The following is a 19,397-nucleotide window of genomic DNA, read 5'->3' as shown; positions in this document are numbered from 1 at the left end:
AAATTATGAAAGCTGCCGTTTTTCATTCACCAGGTAACATTACCTGTGACACCGTAGAAGATCCCAGAATTCTGGATGAAAATGATATTATCCTGAGAGTAACCTCTACCGCTATCTGTGGCAGCGACCTGCACATGTATTCAGGAGGAATTCCCCAGGCAAGACCCATGGTAATGGGACATGAATTTATGGGTATTGTAGAAGAAACCGGAAAAAATATTACCAATCTGAACAAAGGAGACAGGGTAGTAGTTCCTTTCCCCGTTGCCTGCGGAAGCTGCTTCTTCTGTCAGCATGATCTTCCTACTGCCTGCGAACACAGTAACCCTGATTATTACGGCCCGGAAGGAGGCATTTTTAAAGATAAAGGCGGAGCTTTATTCGGATATACAGATTTGTATGGGGGATATGACGGCGGACAGGCACAATATGTAAGAGTTCCTTACGCTCATTTTGGTCCCAGAAAGGTTCCTGAAAATTTAACAGATGAACAGGTTTTATTTCTCACAGATATTTTCCCCACCGGTTATACAGGCGTGATGTGGGGAGAACTTAAAGGAGGAGAAACCGTGGTCATTTTTGGAGCAGGCCCTGTAGGCACAATGGCTGCCAAAAGCGCAGTCTTATATAATGCAAAAAAAGTCATTGTTGTTGATACTCTTCAATACAGGCTGGACCGTATCAAAATACTTACAGGATGCGAAACCATTTTGTGGGAAGATGCGGAAAGCACTATAGAACAGATCAGGGATATGACGGACGGGCGTGGAGCAGATCTCTGTATTGAAGCCGTAGGCTTTGAACCTGAAAGGAGCTTTATAGACCGGGCAAAAGCTGTTTTGAACTTTGAAAAAGGCTCAATCAAGGTGCTGGAAGCATGCATGAGTGCCGTCCGAAGAGGTGGTATTGTTTCCGTTCTGGGAGTTTATCCTGTCAATTATGACAATTTCAGACTCGGACAGATCTTTGACAAAGGAATCACCATTAAAGCAGGACAATGTAACGTTCATCCCATTATAGATCAACTCATGGATTATGTTGTGACCGGAAAAATCACGCTTGATGATGTCATTACCCACCGCCTTTCTCTTAATGAAGTAAGCAAAGGATATGAAATTTTTGATAAGAAAGAAGACGGATGTGTAAAGGTCGTTCTTGACCCGTGGAAATAAAAAGGATTTTGATACAATTATAAATCAATTACTTAAAATTAATAGTATGGATTTTCAAAAGAATCTTCTCGAATATATAAGCCAGTCACTGATGACCACAGACGAAACCATTTCGGTGGCAGAAAGTGTTACCTCAGGATGTTTACAGCTGGCTTTTTCTCAGATGCCGAATGCCTCTATGTTTTATAAAGGAGGCATGACAGCTTATTCTTTGCAGGAAAAAGTAAAATTGTTAAAGGTCAACAGGCAGGAAGCCGAAGAATGCGATTGTGTTTCAGAGAATATTGCAGAAACCATGGCATTGAATGTAGCCAGACTTTATGAGTCCGACTGGTCTATTGCCACAACAGGCTACTGTACACCGATCCGCAATTCCGGATATAAAATTTTTGCCTATTTCTCATTCTCCTATAAAGGTGAGATTATCCTGACTAAAAAACTGGAACTTCATCCCAAAACACAAGCCCTGAATGCCCAGCTCTATTATACGGAATTCATTTTGGGCTGTTTTAAAAGTGAGCTGAACAGACTTTTAATCTTAAAATAAAATCTATGGATCGCAAGAATCAATTTGCACTCATTACAGGTGCTACCAGCGGTATAGGCTACGAACTGGCCAAACAGTTTGCCAAGAATGGCTACGACCTTGTTATTGTGGCCAGAGATCATGAAGAGCTGAAAAAAAAGTCTGATGAATTTAAAAATTTTGGAGTGAATGTGATCAGCATCTCCAAAAATCTTTTTTTGGAAGAAGAAGCTTATTCCCTTTATTCAGAGTTGAAAATGAATGGGATAAGCCCTGAAATCCTGGTTAATGATGCCGGACAGGGCGTCTATGGAAAATTTCAGGATACTGATATTCACAGGGAAGTAGACATTATACAGTTAAATATCATTTCTGTCATCATATTGACCAAACTGTTTTTGAAGGACCGGCTGCCCAAAGGATCAGGAAAAATTTTAAACCTGGCTTCAGTAGCCAGTAAAGCTCCTGGTCCATGGCAATCGGTATACCATGGTACCAAAGCATTTGTGTTGTCCTGGTCTGAAGCTATCCGTGAAGAATTAAAAGATTCCGGAATTACGGTCACTGCGCTTTTACCGGGGCCTACAGACACAGATTTCTTCAATAAAGCGGATATGAACACAAGTAAAATACTTGAAGACAGGGATAATCTCGCTTCACCTGAAGAAGTGGCCATTGACGGTTACAATGCTCTGATGAACGGAGATGATAAAATAGTATCGGGCTTAAAAAATAAACTTTCCGTAGCCATGGCTAATATTTCAAGCGACAGTATGGCTGCCCACAGAATGTATGAAATGCAAAAACCCACAACAGAAGAATAATAAATAACGGTATGATCGGAAAATTAGAAAATAAATCTGTTTTAATTACCGGTGCCGACAGTGGAATCGGTAAGGCGGTAGCCCTTCTTTTTGCCCTGGAAGGAGCAGATATTGCCATTATTTATCACTCCAGCGACAATGATGCCGGAAAAACAAAAGCAGAAATTGAAACGCTGAATAGAAAATGCATCATTTTTAAAGGAGACATCAATGACTATGAATTCTGTGAAGAAACGGTAAAAGAAGTGATCTCGGTATTCGGAAAAATTGATATTCTCATCAATAATGCCGGAATTCAGTTTCCTGCGGACAAAATCGAAGATCTTGAGGAAAAGAATATAAGGCAAACCTTTGATTCCAATATTGTGGGGATGATCTTACTGACGAAGGTCGTATTCCCTTATCTGAAAGAAGGAAGCTGTGTCATCAATACAACTTCGGTTTCTGCATACCAGGGCCATCCGGAATTTCTTGATTATTCCGCTACAAAAGGAGCTATTGTTTCTTTTACCCGCTCACTGGCATTACAGGCAAAACCAAAAGGAATCCGCATCAATGCCGTTGCGCCCGGCCCTGTAGCAACACCGCTTACTGAAGAAACATTTGACGAAAAAGAAGAAAATCCCAACAAACCTCCGTTCGAGAGAAATGCCACTCCTGAAGAAATTGCCTCCAGCTTTCTGTTTCTGGCCAGTAAAGATGCCTCGCAGATTACCGGACAGGTACTTCACCCCAATGGAGGGTTAATTGTGAACGGATAAGATATTCAACACTAAAAAATTTACATTATGAAAACAACAGCACTTATTTTAGGCGTTCTAAGCCTGTTTACTTTTACTTCCTGCAGATGCAATATTGATGAAGACGAAAACAGAAAAAGAGATCAGAAGAACAATCCTGCCAATACTGATAAAACAGGAATTCCGGAAAGTGATACCTTAAGTATCAGGTAAGTTTAATAGTAAAAAATAGAGTTATGTACAGAGACGGTGCAAGAAAAAGTATATGGCAGGAAGAAGTCAGAAAATTTTCTGCAGAAACTGATCTCAGCCAGATATTTGATGTTGCCATAGTGGGCGGCGGAATTACCGGAGTGTCAACAGCGCTGAAGCTGCAGGAATCCGGAAAGAAATGCATCATTCTGGAGGCTGCCAATATCGGATTCGGAACAACAGGGGGAACAACTGCTCATTTAAATGATTTTTTTGATACCACCTTCAACGAAGCTATCAGGGATTTTGGTCTTGAAAAAGCCAGACTTTATGCAGAATCCGGAGTTGATGCCATTGAAATTATTGAAGACCGCATTCAGCAATACAATATCAGCTGTGATTTTGCCAGGAAATCAGCATATCTTTTTGCACTGGATGAAAAGCAGCAGGAACAGTTGAAAAGTATTGTGGAAGGAGCTCATAAAGTTGGGCATGAAATGAGTTATGTGAATGAAATCCCTTTTCCAATACCCTTCAAAGAAGCAGTACTTATTCCCGGACAGGGCCATTTTCATCCGATAAAATATATCAAAGGACTTTGTGAGGCTTTTATAAAGCTGGGAGGTTCCATTCAGGAAAACTGTCATTGTGAAGATCATGATGAGTACGATGAATATGTTACTTTAAAAACTTCAAAAGGAGAAATAAAGGTAGGAAATGTTGTTTATGCAACTCACATACCGCCGGGAGTCAATGTTCTTCATTTTACGAATGCTCCTTACAGAAGCTATGCAATGGCTTTTACCATGAAAAACGACCGCTATCCGTGGGCACTGGGTTATGATCTCTGTGAGCCTTATCATTATTACCGTATTCAGAGTATTGAAGGTGAAAACCTTTTGATTGCAGGTGGTGAAGATCATAAAACAGGACATGCTGAAAATACCGGAGAATGCTTTTCAAGACTTGAAAATTATGTCAGGGAATACTTTGATGTGGAAACAGTGTATTATAGCTGGTCCAGCTAATATTATGAGCCGGTGGACGGGCTTCCGTATATTGGAAAACTTCCCGGCAGTAAGGAAAGAATTTTTGTTGCTACAGGGTTCAGAGGAAACGGAATGATATTCGGAACACTTTCATCACAGATCCTGCATGATCTGATTGTTACAGGAGAAAGTAAATACGGTGATTTGTTCAACCCTTCAAGAATCAAGCCTGTTGCCGGATTCTCAGATTTTGTGAAAGAAAATGCAACGGTAGCCTTTGACTTCGTAAAAGATAAAATTTTTAAAGATAAAATAGAATCCTTTTCAGAAATTGGAGAAGGAGAGGCGAAAGTCATCCGGTACGAATCAGAATCTTATGCCCTGTACAAAGAGATTGACGGTACATTACATCTCCTGAGAAGTACATGTCCGCATGCAGGATGTGAAGTACGATGGAACAGTGCAGAGCTGAGCTGGGACTGCCCGTGCCATGGCTCCAGATTCAATGTGAATGGAAAAATTCTTACCGGACCCACAACCAGGAATCTGCAGAAAGTATTCCCTTATCAGAAACATGATCCATAAAAACACTACATTTCAAACCTTAAACCTTAAACCTTGAACTTTAAATTTTAACCTTAAACCCGGAAATATGCCACGCACCAGTTTCTTGTATTGCAACAGCTTAAGTATTGTTCTGATTACTCTGATGATCATTTTTCTTGCAGGACAGTTTTTTATGGGTTGGAAAACAGAAAACAAAGAACTCATTGAAAACGGACAGCCTGCTTTAAAGATCGGTGAATATATTCATAGCGGCCATTTCATACAGGCAACTTTTGAAAACTGGGAAAGCGAATTTCTTCAGATGATGCTTTATGTTTTATTAACAATTTCTCTGAGGCAGAAAGGCTCCAGTGAGTCGAAATCTATGACGGAAGAGGAAAATGTAGACAAGGAACCTGTACCGCATCCCAAAGCGCCATGGCCCGTCAAAAAAGGAGGAATATGGCTGAAACTCTATAAGCATTCCTTATCCATTGCTTTTGCCGTTCTCTTTCTGGCCAGCTTTATCTTACATTTCTACGGAAGCCTTAAGGATTTTAATGATGAACAGCTGATGAACAGCAAACCGACTGTAACGGCAATGCAGTATATTTCAGAATCAAGATTCTGGTTTGAATCCTTTCAGAACTGGCAGAGTGAATTTCTTGCCGTAGCTTCATTGGTTCTTCTATCCATATGGCTCCGTGAAAAAGGCTCTCCCGAATCAAAACCGGTTGATATGCCTCATGATGAAACGCCATGACCTTTTCTAACTTTTGGCTTTTCCTGCATGACGGAAAAATAGGATGAAGTAAATGCAGACAGGCTTTGATAGCCAACTTTATAAGCAACTTCACTTAAAGTATATTGTCTGGTGTCAATCAGTTCGATACTTTTTAAAATTCTTGTCAGCTGAAGGTACTTTTGGAGGGTAATTCCGGTTTCGTTTTTGAAAATTCTCTGGAGGTTCCGGACAGACATTTGTGCTTTTTCAGCCAGCGCATCAATGTCTAAATTATATTTAGAATGAGTATTGATTTCATCACATACAGGAATCAGCCTTGTATCTGCAGGTACAGGAATTTCTAACCCACTGCTTTCCTTACAGAAGTTGGGAAGACTTTTTAAAATAGCTTTAAAAAACACGTCCTGTTCTTCATTTTCATCTAATGATTGATTCCATTTTGAGGCATATAAAAGCATTTCCTTTAGCACAGGAGGAGCGGCAAACACCTGAACATTCTGATAAAATTCGTCTTCAAAAACAGATTTGAATAAAAATACCATCAGATTCACCGTTTGTGCTTCAGAAGTTATTTTGTGGCCTTTTTCTGAAGGAATCCATATGACATGATGCTGTGGGACAAGATAAATTTTCCTGTCGATATGGAAATACTGGTAACCATCTTCTACAAAAGTCAGCTGAGTGCGGCTATGCCTGTGTTCATAATCATCATGTTTCCAGTTTTTTTCACACCAGACATAAGCCTCTTTTTCAATAGAATCGATAAAATGACTTTCCGTTTTTTCAATCAGTCCGCATTTCATAATGTCGTTTTGCATATATATTTTGGCAAATTTAATAAAAACGCCAATACTAATTTTGTACTGTCAATAAAATAACATTAATAAAAATAACCTATATCCTGTTCAGAATGAAAAAACGATGTCTTTTTTTTATTTTAATTGTATTATCTAATATCACCACCATTATGGCACAAAATAAAGCAAAAATATTGGTCCTTATCCATTCAGATAATGGCGGGACTTATGAACTGGCCAAAGAAATCGCTAAAGGAATTGAAAGTGAAAATAATGCGGTTCCTTATATCAAAATGGTCAAACCTTCACAAAATCCTAACCTTAAAAATCTTCCGGTGGCAACCGTAGACGAACTGACAAGTTATGACGGGATTGTTTTTGGCTCACCGGTTTATTTCGGAAATATCAGTACGGGGATGAGTGAATTTTTAGCTAAAACCGTCCAGCTTTGGACCAATCATGCTTTAGAAGGTGTTCCGGCTTCAGTTTTCATGTCAGCAGGAAGCGGTGCTGGAAAAGAGCTGGCCATACAGGCATTCTGGAACAGTCTTGCGGTTCACGGAATGATATTGGTACCTAACGGCATCCGTGGAACAGAAGAGCTGAATAAGGCTATTCCACAGGGAAATACCGTGTTAGGGGTAACGAGTATGGCTTCTTTAAAAGATGTTGAAAGACCTACCAAAGGAGAACGGAATATTGCTGAATTACAAGGAAAAAACTTTGCAAAAGTAGCGCTGGCATTAAAGGATACCCGTCCAAAAAGAGCGGCACTTGCTGCAGAACATCATCAGAACTTCGCTGAAATACTCAAACAGAAAAATATTACCCTTCCGCAGGTCCCAAAACCGGCAGGAAATTATCAGCCTTTTGTGCGCTCCGGAAATCTGGTATTCATTAATCAGGTTGCTTTGAAAGACGGTAAAATCTTCAATCCCGGGAAATTGGGTATTGAAGTAAATGAACAGCAGGTAAAAGAAGCAACAAAAGTTACCATGCTGAATGTCATTTCTGTATTGAACGAAGCTGTAGGAGGGGATCTGAGCAGAGTAAAACAATGTGTTCAGCTTACAGGAATTTTCAATACAAAAGAAGATTATACAAAGCATGCAGACCTTATGAATGTGGCTTCTGACCTGGCCGTAGAAATCTTTGGGGACAAGGGAAAACATGCCAGGGCAACTCTGGGGGCATCATCCATTCCTGTGGGGGCTTCTGTAGAGATTCAGGCTATTTTTGAAGTGGAGTAGTTTCCGATCTGTTTAAACCACAAAAGTCACAAAAGATAAAAACCATTAAGTTGATTTTAAGCTTAAAGATAAACTGCGGAGAAGTTCACTAAAGTTAAAAAAAATCAAGATTTTTTGATTGCCCAAACATCCGTGTAAATCTGTGAAATCTGTGGTGGAAAATATAATTTAACCACAAAAGTCACAAAAGCTTTAACACTTAAGTTGATTTTAAGTTAAAAATAAACTGCGGAGAAGTTCACTAAAGTTTAAAAAAATCAAGATTTTTTGATTGCTCAAACATCTGTGTAAATCCGTGAAATCTGTGGGAAAATATTTACTAAACCACAAAAGTCACAAAGCTTTAACCACTTAAGTTGATTTTAGGTTAAAATAAGTTGCTGAAGAGTTCACTAAAGTTAAAAAACTTTGATTTTTATTTGATTTTTGATTGTGGGATATCTGTATTCCTTGAAATCAATGATTAAAAGGAGTTCGAAAAAATTTCAGCAATCAAAGGAATACTTTGTTCCAGCTGTTCTTCAGAAAGGGCTCCGTAGCTTAATCTGAAGCCATTGACCTTATTTTGACTGTATTGTTCCGGATGGATTATTTTGATATTCTTCTCCAATAAAAGAGAGGTTACTACATCCCAATCCAATTGAACTTTAGGAACAATCCAAAAGGCGAGCCCACCTTCAGGCAATGTGAAATCTGCAATAGCTGCCATATGCTTTTTTAGCAGCTCATAAACGAAATCTCTTTTATGCCTGTAATAAACGGTTGCTTTTCTGATATGCTTTTTTACCGCACCTTCTCTGATCAGCTGAAGAACAGCCTGTTCCATGATAACATCTCCATGCACATCAATAATTTTTCTCAGATCACCGATTTTTTTCAGTAATTCCTGATTTTTAGTGGTCAGGTAGCCAATCCTCAAAGCAGGGGCTACCACCTTACTCAGTGTTCCGATATAAACATAATTGTGCAGCTCCGGAAAACTTGAAACAGGAAGGATAGGGCGGTACCCGAAATGAAACTCGTTGTCATAATCGTCCTCAATGATGGTTATATTATACTGATTTGAAAGCTCAATTAATTTTAATCTTCTGGAAAGGCTTAAAGTGACAGTTGTAGGATATTGCCTGTGAGGCGTAATATAAATGGCTTTAACATTCTGATGCTTTGTCAAAAGCATTTCTACAGCTTCAATACTGATTCCTTCATAATCTACAGGTACGGGTAAAAGTTCGGCACCGGCATATTCAAAAGCATGCCATGCAGGCTGGTACCCCGGATCTTCTACAATAACACTGTCGCCGGAAGTTAAAAGAGTTTGAGCTGTCAGAAACATACCCATCTGGCTGCCTCGGGTAATAGAAATTTCATTTTCCTGAATATGCATTCCACGTTGATGATTCAGCATCTGAGAAATCATTTTACGGAACTCAACATCCCCATGCTCATTTCCATAGCCCATCATCTGCCATTTGGCTTTGATACTGAAAATTTGTCGGTAAGCCCTTGCCAGCTCTGTTACAGGCGCAATCTTACTGTCAGGATGCCCGTCATCAAAATTGATTAGCATTGCGTTGGAAATCATCTGCTGATTTAAAGAATCCTGTATTCTGCCTGTTTTTTTCTCATGTAAAGCAGGGAGATTTTCTGACACAAAAATTCCTTTCCGTTCTTTGGAAATCACCCATTCTTCATTCATCAGAACCTGATAAGCTTCCACAACGGTATTCCTGTTAATCTTTAAAGTCTGTGCCAGATTCCGGCTTCCAGGCAAAGCATCACCGGGTTTCAGTCTTCCTGAACGGATATCACTGATAATGGTATCGGCAATCTGCAGATAAACAGGTTTATCAAGCTTTTTATCAATTTCTAATTCTAATTTCCAAGGTCGTAACATCTGGACTATCTGTTTGTGTAAAAACTGAATCATTTAAACAGTCCAAATATAAAATAATTTTGTCATGCAATAAAGCACAAAACCTTAATAATTTTAAAATCATGGACAAGAAACAATTCAGTTCTAAAGACTTTCACGAAACTTTTGCAAGACCAAAGTATGTAAAACCCAGCCATTTGATTCATAAAAATGTAGAAAATGCAGGTGAGCACAATCAGTTTTCAACAGAAAGGAAACATCCGGTTTTCTTTGTAGATCTTCCCAGTAAGAATGTCAGCATGACGATCGGCGGCCTTCTTCCCGGCCAGCAGACCAACAGACATCGCCATACGTATGAAACCGTATTATTTGTCATTGAGGGAAAAGGCTGGACAGAAGTAGAAGATGAAAGAGTACATTGGGAAGCAGGAGACGCAGTATATATTCCTTCATGGGCATGGCATAAACACCAGAACCTTAGCGATAAGGAACCTGCCAAATATATTGCCTGCGAAAATGCTCCTCAGCTGCAGAACTTAGGAGTTGCATTAAGAGAAGAGGAAGGCAGAGACCTTTAAGACAAGAGGTTAATAATTAGTTTCAATTTTTAAATCAGCAAAATATGAAAAATGTTCCATTCAAAGGGATTATAGCTTATCCCATAACACCTTTTGACAAAAATGAAAAAGTAGATATTCCTCTTTTCAAACACCTTGTAGAAAGGCTGGTCACTTCCGGAAGCCACGGCATTGCGCCATTAGGAAGTACAGGGGTAATGCCATATCTGTCTGATGAAGAAAAGGAAGAAGTTACAGAAGCTACTTTGCAGCAGGTAAAAGGAAGAATTCCAACGCTGGTAGGGGTTTCCAATCTTACAACAGAAAAAACGGTTCACCATGCGCAGTTTGCCGAAAAAGCAGGAGCAGATGCCGTGATGATCATCCCGATGAGTTACTGGAAACTCACAGACGACGAAATTGTGACCCATTATGATGCTGTCGCCAATAAAATTTCTATTCCGATTATGGCCTATAATAATCCGGCAACAAGTGGAGTAGATATGTCACCGGCCCTGCTGAAAAGGCTGCTTGAAATTCCCAATGTAACGATGATTAAAGAAAGTACCGGAGATGTTCAGAGAATGCATTATCTGAGAAGAGAACTGGGAGAAGAAGTTGCCTTCTATAACGGCTCGAATCCTTTGGCCCTGGCTGCATTTTCTGCCGGAGCAAGAGGCTGGTGTACGGCAGTTCCCAATCTTATCCCGGAATTGAACATCAGTCTTTATCATGCGGTGGAAGAAGGAAATCTTGAAAAAGCAAAAGAAATTTTCTATCAGCAGTTTGACCTTTTAAAATTTATTGTCAGCAAAGGTTTGCCGAGAGCGGTGAAATCAGGGCTGAATATTCTCGGGGAAGACGGAGGAAATTTACGAAGCCCCTTGAAGCCGCTACATGAAAAGGAAACGGAAGAGTTAAAAAATATAATGAAAGCACTTATTAATTAATACCATCTTATGAAAAAATCCATTTTTTATCATGCCGGATGTCCGGTCTGCATCAGCGCAGAGCATGATATCATTAATCTTATAGGTTTGGAAAATATTGAAATCATCCATTTGGGAAATGATAAAAACAAAATTGAAGAGGCTGAACATGCAGGAGTAAAATCTGTACCGGCTTTAGTAACGCCGAACGGTAATGTCCTTCATATTAATTTTGGAGCATCTATAGAAGATGTGAAAAATTAACATTATTAATCTTGTATAAACGGCTCAATTTCTTGAGCCGTTTTTGTTTTTCCGCAATAAAATCTGTGACATAGCGCCCGGATTTATAACTTTAGTGCTGGCAAGAATACTTACGGGTTTTGCTCATGGGGTTTACTTTTCCATAGGCTCTACCATTGCGGCTTCTCTGGTGCCTGAAGAAAAGAGGGCTACTGCTATTTCCATTATGTTTGCCGGGCTCACACTGGCAATTGTAACGGGGGTTCCGCTGGGTACCTTCATAGGGCAGCATTTCGGATGGAGAGCAACTTTTATAGGAGTTTCCATACTGGGAATCATTGGATTAGCGGCCAGCTTATTGCTGGTTCCCAACAACCTGAAAAACGGGAAATCAGCTTCTCTAAAAAGCCAGTTTAAAGTACTGGGAAACAAACGTTTGATTTTTGCCTTTTTAATGACAGCGATGGGATATGGAGGAACATTTGTAGTTTTTACTTATCTGTCACCCATTTTGCAGAAAATCACAGGTTTTCAGGAATCAACAGTTACTTTTATCCTGCTGATCTACGGAATTGCTATTGCTTTTGGAAATCTTCTTGGTGGAAAGGTAGCCAATAAAAACCCTCTTAAGGCACTTTTATGGATGTTTGCGGCTCAGGGATTGGTATTATTTGCGTTTTACTTTACGGTAAGCAGCCCTGTTTTAAGCATCATTACGCTTTTTCTTCTGGGAGCATTATCATTTGTTTCTGTTCCCGGATTGCAGCTGTTGGTCGTACAGATTGCGGAAAAGGAACTTCCCGGAACCGAGGATGTCGCTTCAGGGATCAATATTGCAGCATTTAATATTGGTATTGCCATCGGATCCTATGCAGGAGGAATTATTGTAACATCATCCTTAGGATTAGCAAGCACACCATGGATCGGAGCATTATTTCTGGTAATTACCGTACTGATCACACTGTACAGTATCCGTTTGAGTAAGAAAGATTAATATTTTACTAATAATTTTATCTGATGTATCATCCGTGTTAAGGCTTAAAACCTTGGCACGGATATATTGTCAGAGATAAGTAAAAGATCAGATTTCATAAATCTCCGCATCTGTAAATACAAAAAAGGTACTTTTCTTAGGCAGGTTTTTCGTATCCAGTCCGGTGAATTCACTAAAAGCCGGTAATAATAACTGGTTGCTGCTGAGAGCAAAGCAGGGGAGCCTGATATTCCTTACCGGAGAATTCAGTACAATTCCGGGATGAATATGTCCGGTAACCTGAAATCCTGGTCTTGTTGTATCAAAATCATGAATAAAAGTAATGTCTCCTATCTCAAGCAGTTCAGACTTATGACTGAAACATAATTTTTCTTCCAAAGCTTGTGATATCCGGTCATGATTTCCTTCAATAAGATAGAATTGTATTTCCGGATATCGGGATTTCCATGTACAGAACTCATCAACATCAGAATTGTCTCCTGCGTGGAGTAAATCCCCGACCACAACAAATTTTTCAGGCTGAAAAAACTCAATCAGCGCAGATAATCTTTCCAGATCGCTTTTCATAATATGATTAGCCAGTGCAATGCCGTTTTTCCGGAAATGAGCAGTTTTCCCGATGTGAAGATCAGAAAGAACAAGTGCTTTTTCTTTTTCCCAGAATGCAGCACGCTGATTGGTAAGGATAAAAATTTCGTTCTGAATAGGAATGCTTTTGGTAGCTATAAACACGCTGTATGAATTGATTTAATGTTCAAAGGTAAGCTTTATTAATCGAATCAGCTTACTTTCCGGCTTACGTGAAATTTTTCATCAAAAACATACGTCAGAGGAAAGCCTGTCGCAATTTCTCTCTCCAGAATTTCTTCAGGAGAAAGATGTTCCAGATACATGATCAGGGCACGGAGGCTATTCCCATGCGCAACGATCAATACATTTTCACCCTGTTTTAATAATGGCCTTATTTGTTTTTCAAAATAAGGAATGACCCTGTTGTACGTATCCTTAAGGCTTTCACCTCCCGGAGGAACCACATCATACGATCTGCGCCAGATATGAACCTGCTCATCACCATACTTAAGTGCTGTTTCTGCTTTGTTTAGCCCTTCAAGGTTTCCGTAAGAACGTTCGTTTAGAGCTTTATCTTTTACAACCGGGATATTGGGATTTCCTATTTCATTCAGAATGATAGAGAGTGTATGCTGTGCCCTGATGAGGGCAGAAGTGAAAGCGATATCTATTCTTTCTCCTTTTAAAGCAAGTCCTGCTTTTTTTGCCTCTTCAATACCGGCTTCTGTTATATCGATATCTTTCCAGCCTGTAAACCTGTTTTCAAGGTTCCAGAGTGACTGTCCGTGACGGACCAAGAATAATTTTTCCATTATTTACATTTATTTAAACTTCTGAGAAGCTATACTCTAAGTTACGGTGATTATTTAAAATTATCAATAAAATTAACGCAGAATATTAGGCTATGAATAAGATTAAAAAGACAGGTTTTTTATTTGATTATAAATTTTAGAATCTCGCAAAGGCGCAAATTTTATATTATCTATTTTTATTTAAGGCGCAAGAAAATCAAAGATTTTCAGCAAGATTAACGTGACTAAATTATCGGAGATAAAATCTTTGCGTCTTAAAACGTTATTATTATCAATTTTTGCGTCTTTGCGATAAACAAATATTCATCGGCATATCTGGTCTTACAGAAAACACATTAATTGATTATAAAAGATCACTTATATCAGAGAGTTTCAGCATCCTTTTAATCCTTGCATCCAGACCTTCACTGGAAAGGGTCTGCCTCAAACTATCCACTTTAATCGGGAAGCTGAGCGGAGTAAAGGAACGGGAATGTTTTAAAATAATTTCAGACTTTTCAATCCTTTTAAAAGCTTCTACAAGACGTTGTTCCTGAAGCTGCATATTAAAGACTTCCGTATAGGCCTGCTTTATTAAAAAATGACCGGGATCATGGTCTTCCAGCACTTTAAAAATTAATCCGGCTGAACTTTGTAACGATTTGTTGGAGCGCTGCTGTCCTGCATAATTTTGAATCACCATTCCTGATATTACGGCAATATCCCGGAATTTTCTCCTGGCCATTTCGGCAGAATTAATACTGGCAATCACATCATTCATCAGATTATCACGGGTTAGGATCTGCTGCAGATTTTCTTCATTAAGCGGAATTTCCTTATCACTGAATAATTCAAATCCATAATCATTCATTGCCATCGAAAAGGAAATAGGTGCCAGCTTTGAGATACGGTAAGCAATTAATGCAGCCATTACTTCATGTACCAGCCGCCCTTCAAAAGGATACATAAACAAATGGTATCCTTCACGGTTTTTAATCATTTCCACCAGGAATTCATCTTCCTTGGGAATGTGGGAGTTTTTTTCCTGGTTAATTAATAAAGAATGAAGAAATTTAAGTTCCTTTTCTGATGCTTTAGGATTTAAGGCATGGGAAAGCTTTTCTCTTAAAAAATGTCCCAGATTGGAACTTAAAGGAAGTCTTCCTCCCAGATAGCTTGGCACCAGAGCCTTTCCTTTGGCAGCTCTTACATAGACCGTCATATCTTTGATCATGGCGACTTCCAGCGTTCTTCCTGCAAGAATAAATTTTTCCTCTTTTTTTAGTTTTGAAATAAAATATTCTTCAATCATCCCAATATAACCCCCGGAAATAAATTTCACTTTCAGCATGGCATCGCTTACGATCACTCCCATATTCATCCTGTGAAGCATGGCAATTTTTCTTGAAGTTACTTTATAAAGCCCATCTTCCATAATGACAACCTTATGGAATTCCTCATAGCTTTTTAAAACACTTCCGCCGATGGTAAGGAATTCCAGGATACTTTTCCATTCTTCATCCAGTATTTCCTGAAATGCATATACTTTTCTGATTCTTTCGTAAAGTTCATCAGGATAAAAACCATCTCCTACAGCCAAAGTCATCAGAAACTGAACCAATACATCGAAGCACAGAACCTGGGGTTCCCTGGGCTCAACAACTTTCTGTTTTACCGCTTCTTTTAATGCTGAAACTTCAATCAGCTCCAGAGAGTGCGTAGGAACACAATATATTTTTGAGGTTTCAAAAGGGGAATGCCCGCTGCGTCCGGCTCTCTGCAAAAACCGCGCAACTCCTTTGGCAGATCCTACCTGAATAACGGTGTCGACAGGCTTAAAATCAATCCCTAGATCGAGAGAGGATGTAGAAACCACAGCTTTTAATTTTCCGGAACTTAAGTTTTCCTCAATCCATATTCTCAGATGAGCGTCAATGGAACTGTGATGGATGGCGATCTGGCCGGCAAAATCAGGATGTGCATCCAAAAGAAGCTGATACCACATTTCACTCTGGCTTCTCGTATTCGTAAACACAATTGTGGATTTTGATCCGAGAATAATCGGAACGACCTTATCTGCAAGCTTGTTTCCCAGATGTCCTGCCCACGGCAATATTTCAATTTCGTCCGGGAAAACAGGCAGAATATCTATTTTCTTATGTTCTTTGGCCGTAATCTTTGTCTTTTTAATATCATAAGGAATAAGCACTTCCATGGCTTCGTCCAGATTCCCGATCGTGGCGGTAATTCCCCAGATCTTAACCTTCGGAACGTATTTTCTGAGCTGGGAAATGGCAAGTTCTACCATGACACCACGCTTTGAACCCAGTAATTCATGCCATTCATCCACAGCCACACATTTCATATCCCTGAAAAAAGCTTCATTGTTTTTCTGAGCCAGGAGCAAATGAAGACTTTCAGGAGTTACAACAAGAATTTCAGGCATTTTTTTTACCTGCTGCTGTCTTACTTTGGGATCAGTATCTCCGTTTCTTACACCTACGGCCCAATCCAGTCCGATTTCATCAATAGCTTCCTGCATCGCTTTTGCAATGTCTTTGGAAAGGGAACGGAGCGGCGTTATCCAGATCATTTTCAACCCTTTTTTGTATTGTTCGGGATGATTCAGGAAGTCTGAAACCAGTGCTAAAAAAACAGAAAAAGTTTTCCCGAATCCGGTAGGAGCTACAACCATTCCGCTGTATCCGTTTCCGAATTTTTTCCAGGTTTCAAGCTGGAATTTAAAAGGGGCAATACCTTTATCGCTCATCCATTGCTGAATGATCTTAAATCCGTCTGTATGTTCGAAAACTGCCAATTTAATCTGATTTACTTTTAACGCAAAAGGCGCTAAGATTTTATGTGATATTGTTTAATTTTCGATCGCAAGGGCGTTTCACTCAGCAAAGTCAATATTTCACTATCGCTGAACGTAGTGCCTTTGCGAACGAAATATTACTAATAATTTAAAAAAACCTTGCGTCATTGCGTTACACTATTATTGTATTAATTTTTTAATTTCTTCTAGAGTATCAATTTCATCTACTGTTTTATCTTTCCGCCATCTTACAATCCTCGGGAAACGGAGCGCCACACCGCTTTTATGGCGGTTGCTGAAACCAATTCCCTCAAAAGCAATTTCGAAGACCAGCTCTGCTTTTACCGTTCTTACAGGACCGAATTTCTCAATAGCATTTTTGGTTACAAAGCGGCTTACTTCCATAATTTCTTTATCTGTAAGTCCGGAATAAGCTTTGGCTATGGTTACTAAAGCATCACCATTTTTCACGGCAAAAGTATAATCAGTATAGTAAGCACTTCGTCTTCCGCTTCCTTTCTGGGCATAAATAAGCACTGCATCAATGGTAAACGGATTGATTTTCCACTTCCACCAGTCACCTTTTTTCCGGCCGGAATGGTATGGAGAATTTTTTTGCTTCAGCATCAAACCTTCACTGTTTACTTCCCGTGAATTTTCCCTGAGGGTGTTCAATTCTTCCCATTTTTCAAACTCCAGGCTTTTGGAAATGCTGATGTTCTGAGGATTTTCATTCAATAACAGTTCTTCAAGCAAAGCTCGTCTTGCAGAGATCGGTTTCTCTCTCAGATCATTATCTTCAAGTTCCAGCAGATCATAGGCAAAAACTTCAATCGGGATTTCCGACAGCATTTTTTTAGTTAAAGTTTTTCTGTTTAATCTTTTTTGTAATTCATTAAAATTTAAAACTTTACCGTCTTTTACGGCCAATATTTCTCCGTCCAATACAAAGTTGCCTTTCATTTCCTGTACAACTTCTCTGATTTCCGGAAATTGTTCTGTCACAAGTTCTTCACCTCTTGACCAGATGAAGACTTCATCGTTTCTCCGTATGATCTGTCCGCGTATTCCGTCCCATTTATATTCTACCAGCCATTCATCAGGATTTCCCAGCTCTTCCGGTTCTTTTTCCAGAGGATAGGCGAGGCAGAAAGGATAAGGTTTTGAATTATCAGGATTAACATTTTCTGCATCAATAAGTTCTTTGAAAGACACTTCATCCGGCAGCCATTTTCCCATCAGGCTGTGCATCAAAGTACTGGATTCCTGACCGGAAAATCTGGTCAGCGCATTGATTAATGTTTTATCTGATACTCCGATACGGAAGCTTCCGCCAATTAATTTATTGAAAATCAAACGCTCGGTATAATCCAGGCCATTCCATGACTGCAGTACAAATTCTTTTTTCTCTGTATCTGTTTTGCTTTTTAAATTAACAATATCATTCATCCATTCTGATAAAGAACGCTCGATTTTTTCCTGCGGGGGAGGCAGTATCAATGATAAGGTTTCCCCAAGATCTCCAACAGAAGAATAAGACTCCTGAAACAGCCAGTAGGGAAGCTGCGTAATCTCCAGTGCCCATTCTTTCATGTAATTGGTATTCACATTTCTCTTGGGTCTTTTTCCGGTAAACAAGGCAATAAACCATACTTTATCTTCATCAGGAGCGCGCTCCAGATAATCAATGATAGCATCAATTTTAGCGTTGGTCTTATTAGTGGTTTCCAACGCATTGATAAGTTCTGCAAAGTGTCTCATGATTCCGGGGTTTGAAGGGTTTCTTTTTCGGATTCTTCTTCTTCGTCCCCAAACAATGTTTCCACAACATCTGCTTTGACTCCGATCTCATTCAGGTATTTTGAAAAGACTTCTGTCTGCCCGTGGGTAACATGTACAAGCTCGGCTTCGGTGGCTTTTACAGTCTGTAATAATCCTTTCCAGTCAGCATGGTCGCTCATGGCAAATCCAGCATCTGCACTCCGCCATCTTCTGGCACCTCGCACCTGCATCCAGCCTGAGCATATGGCTGTAGCAGGATCGGGAATCTTTTTGATGATATTACTGTCCAGTAAGGCAGGTGGTACAATGACAATTTCATGCTGCACTTCCTTGGGACGTTCCCTGAAATCTGCAATCGTATAATCCGGAAGATCAATTCCCACAGTTTCAAAGGCTTCATTCAATTTTCCAATGGAATAGTGGACATATATTTTTCCCAGTTCTTCCACCGCATTCATAATACGCTGGGCTTTCCCAAGAGAATACCCGATGAAGACTGATGTTTTATTGTTTTCTTTATTTTTCAGTACCCAGTTCTGAAGTTTTTTATTTAAATCCGGAACTTCGAGCCAGTTGTAAATGGGCAGGCCAAAAGTACTTTCCGTCACAAATTCATTACATTTTACCAGCTCGAAAGGGGTGCTGAGTCCATCATTCTGAACTTTATAATCCCCCGAAATTACGGTTACATATCCTTTATACTCAAGTCTTATCTGAGCAGACCCGATAATATGTCCGGCAGGATGAAGGGAAAGCTTACCCCATTGATAGTAACAACCTCTCCGTATTCTACGCTCTGGCATTCGATATCTGTTCCGATTCTCTGATGAAGAATAGGTTTTGTGAAATGATGGCACAGGTATTTTTTCATTCCCCAGCGGGCATGATCAGCATGGCCATGGGTAATGATCGCCATATCTACCGGTCGCCAGGGGTCTATATAAAATTTTCCCTGCGGACAGTAAATTCCTTTTTTTGTAAATGTGATTAATTTCAACGGTGTGACTGGTTTTGTAGAGTAGCTTCAAAAACTTAACCAATATACAACAAACTGTTTAT

At 39.5% G+C, this 19,397-nt stretch carries 21 protein-coding genes; 13 read left to right on the top strand and 8 right to left on the bottom strand.

Annotation, left to right across the window (positions count from 1 at the left end; genetic code table 11):
• The first annotated feature begins 5 nt into the window (after window positions 1-5).
• From ACE3RB_RS02635 to ACE3RB_RS02600, 8 genes are all read left to right on the top strand, one after another.
• Window positions 6-1,172 (top strand): zinc-dependent alcohol dehydrogenase, encoded by a 1,167-nt coding sequence (locus ACE3RB_RS02635; RefSeq protein ID WP_374462772.1) that lies wholly within the window; start codon window positions 6-8, stop codon window positions 1,170-1,172.
• A gap of 46 nt (window positions 1,173-1,218) precedes the next feature.
• Entirely contained in the window at window positions 1,219-1,719 is a 501-nt protein-coding gene (locus ACE3RB_RS02630) for a CinA family protein (RefSeq protein ID WP_002979597.1), read from the top strand.
• A gap of 5 nt (window positions 1,720-1,724) precedes the next feature.
• Window positions 1,725-2,522 (top strand): SDR family NAD(P)-dependent oxidoreductase, encoded by a 798-nt coding sequence (locus ACE3RB_RS02625; protein ID WP_374462771.1) that lies wholly within the window; start codon window positions 1,725-1,727, stop codon window positions 2,520-2,522.
• An 11-nt stretch (window positions 2,523-2,533) separates the two neighbouring features.
• The gene (locus ACE3RB_RS02620; RefSeq protein ID WP_374462770.1) at window positions 2,534-3,283 is read left to right on the top strand and encodes an SDR family oxidoreductase; all 750 of its coding nucleotides are present in this window, start codon (window positions 2,534-2,536) and stop codon (window positions 3,281-3,283) included.
• A 27-nt stretch (window positions 3,284-3,310) separates the two neighbouring features.
• Window positions 3,311-3,475 carry a hypothetical protein gene (locus tag ACE3RB_RS02615; protein ID WP_374462769.1) on the top strand — a complete coding sequence of 55 codons (165 nt, stop codon included), beginning with the start codon at window positions 3,311-3,313 and terminating at the stop codon, window positions 3,473-3,475.
• Between the two features lie 23 nt (window positions 3,476-3,498).
• Window positions 3,499-4,482, top strand: coding sequence for an NAD(P)/FAD-dependent oxidoreductase (locus ACE3RB_RS02610; RefSeq protein WP_374462768.1), 984 nt, complete (start codon window positions 3,499-3,501; stop codon window positions 4,480-4,482).
• 12 nt (window positions 4,483-4,494) lie between these two features.
• Entirely contained in the window at window positions 4,495-5,028 is a 534-nt protein-coding gene (locus ACE3RB_RS02605) for a Rieske 2Fe-2S domain-containing protein (RefSeq protein WP_374462767.1), read from the top strand.
• A gap of 67 nt (window positions 5,029-5,095) precedes the next feature.
• Window positions 5,096-5,752 carry a DUF6766 family protein gene (locus ACE3RB_RS02600; protein WP_374462766.1) on the top strand — a complete coding sequence of 219 codons (657 nt, stop codon included), beginning with the start codon at window positions 5,096-5,098 and terminating at the stop codon, window positions 5,750-5,752.
• Here ACE3RB_RS02600 and ACE3RB_RS02595 read toward each other — a convergent pair.
• Window positions 5,734-6,552: an AraC family transcriptional regulator gene (locus ACE3RB_RS02595; RefSeq protein WP_374462765.1), complete on the bottom strand. Its 819-nt coding sequence runs from the start codon at window positions 6,550-6,552 to the stop codon at window positions 5,734-5,736. The genes ACE3RB_RS02600 and ACE3RB_RS02595 overlap by 19 nt on opposite strands.
• 92 nt (window positions 6,553-6,644) lie before the next feature.
• Here ACE3RB_RS02595 and ACE3RB_RS02590 point away from each other — a divergent pair, with 92 nt between their 5' ends.
• Entirely contained in the window at window positions 6,645-7,781 is a 1,137-nt protein-coding gene (locus ACE3RB_RS02590) for an Atu1372/SO_1960 family protein (protein WP_374462764.1), read from the top strand.
• A 463-nt stretch (window positions 7,782-8,244) separates the two neighbouring features.
• On the opposite strand, the gene ACE3RB_RS02585 is transcribed toward ACE3RB_RS02590, so the two are convergent.
• Window positions 8,245-9,675, bottom strand: coding sequence for a PLP-dependent aminotransferase family protein (locus ACE3RB_RS02585; RefSeq protein ID WP_374462763.1), 1,431 nt, complete (start codon window positions 9,673-9,675; stop codon window positions 8,245-8,247).
• Window positions 9,676-9,776: 101 nt separating this feature from the next.
• On the opposite strand from ACE3RB_RS02585, the gene ACE3RB_RS02580 reads away from it, so the two are divergent.
• From ACE3RB_RS02580 to ACE3RB_RS02565, 4 genes are read left to right on the top strand one after another with little or no spacing between them, the layout of a single operon-like run.
• Window positions 9,777-10,232, top strand: coding sequence for a cupin domain-containing protein (locus ACE3RB_RS02580; RefSeq protein WP_374462762.1), 456 nt, complete (start codon window positions 9,777-9,779; stop codon window positions 10,230-10,232).
• Window positions 10,233-10,276: 44 nt separating this feature from the next.
• Window positions 10,277-11,161, top strand: a complete 885-nt coding sequence (locus ACE3RB_RS02575; RefSeq protein WP_374462761.1) for a dihydrodipicolinate synthase family protein — start codon at window positions 10,277-10,279, stop codon at window positions 11,159-11,161.
• A gap of 9 nt (window positions 11,162-11,170) precedes the next feature.
• Window positions 11,171-11,404 carry a thioredoxin family protein gene (locus tag ACE3RB_RS02570; protein ID WP_374462760.1) on the top strand — a complete coding sequence of 78 codons (234 nt, stop codon included), beginning with the start codon at window positions 11,171-11,173 and terminating at the stop codon, window positions 11,402-11,404.
• A gap of 43 nt (window positions 11,405-11,447) precedes the next feature.
• Window positions 11,448-12,377, top strand: coding sequence for an MFS transporter (locus ACE3RB_RS02565; RefSeq protein ID WP_374462759.1), 930 nt, complete (start codon window positions 11,448-11,450; stop codon window positions 12,375-12,377).
• An 87-nt stretch (window positions 12,378-12,464) separates the two neighbouring features.
• On the opposite strand, the gene pdeM is transcribed toward ACE3RB_RS02565, so the two are convergent.
• From pdeM to ACE3RB_RS02535, 6 genes are all read right to left on the bottom strand, one after another.
• Window positions 12,465-13,109, bottom strand: coding sequence for a ligase-associated DNA damage response endonuclease PdeM (gene pdeM / locus ACE3RB_RS02560; RefSeq protein WP_374462758.1), 645 nt, complete (start codon window positions 13,107-13,109; stop codon window positions 12,465-12,467).
• A 47-nt stretch (window positions 13,110-13,156) separates the two neighbouring features.
• On the bottom strand, window positions 13,157-13,759 hold the full coding sequence (locus tag ACE3RB_RS02555; protein ID WP_374462757.1) for a 2,3-diphosphoglycerate-dependent phosphoglycerate mutase: 603 nt from the start codon (window positions 13,757-13,759) through the stop codon (window positions 13,157-13,159).
• 343 nt (window positions 13,760-14,102) lie between these two features.
• The gene (locus ACE3RB_RS02550; RefSeq protein WP_374462756.1) at window positions 14,103-16,556 is read right to left on the bottom strand and encodes a ligase-associated DNA damage response DEXH box helicase; all 2,454 of its coding nucleotides are present in this window, start codon (window positions 16,554-16,556) and stop codon (window positions 14,103-14,105) included.
• Between the two features lie 180 nt (window positions 16,557-16,736).
• Window positions 16,737-18,317 (bottom strand): ATP-dependent DNA ligase, encoded by a 1,581-nt coding sequence (locus ACE3RB_RS02545; protein ID WP_374462755.1) that lies wholly within the window; start codon window positions 18,315-18,317, stop codon window positions 16,737-16,739.
• Entirely contained in the window at window positions 18,314-19,141 is an 828-nt protein-coding gene (locus tag ACE3RB_RS02540) for a DNA ligase-associated DEXH box helicase (RefSeq protein ID WP_374462754.1), read from the bottom strand. Before ACE3RB_RS02540 ends, ACE3RB_RS02545 begins: the two co-directional genes overlap by 4 nt.
• A complete protein-coding gene (locus tag ACE3RB_RS02535) occupies window positions 19,048-19,335 on the bottom strand; it encodes a hypothetical protein (protein ID WP_374462753.1) in 288 nt (95 codons plus the stop codon). Before ACE3RB_RS02535 ends, ACE3RB_RS02540 begins: the two co-directional genes overlap by 94 nt.
• Window positions 19,336-19,397: the final 62 nt, after the last annotated feature.

Origin of the sequence: Chryseobacterium sp., assembly GCF_041914225.1 — a bacterium.
Classification (GTDB): Bacteria; Bacteroidota; Bacteroidia; order Flavobacteriales; family Weeksellaceae; genus Chryseobacterium.
The sequence above is the reverse complement of the archived record's forward strand: the minus strand, read 5'-3'. Positions and strand labels throughout refer to the sequence as shown.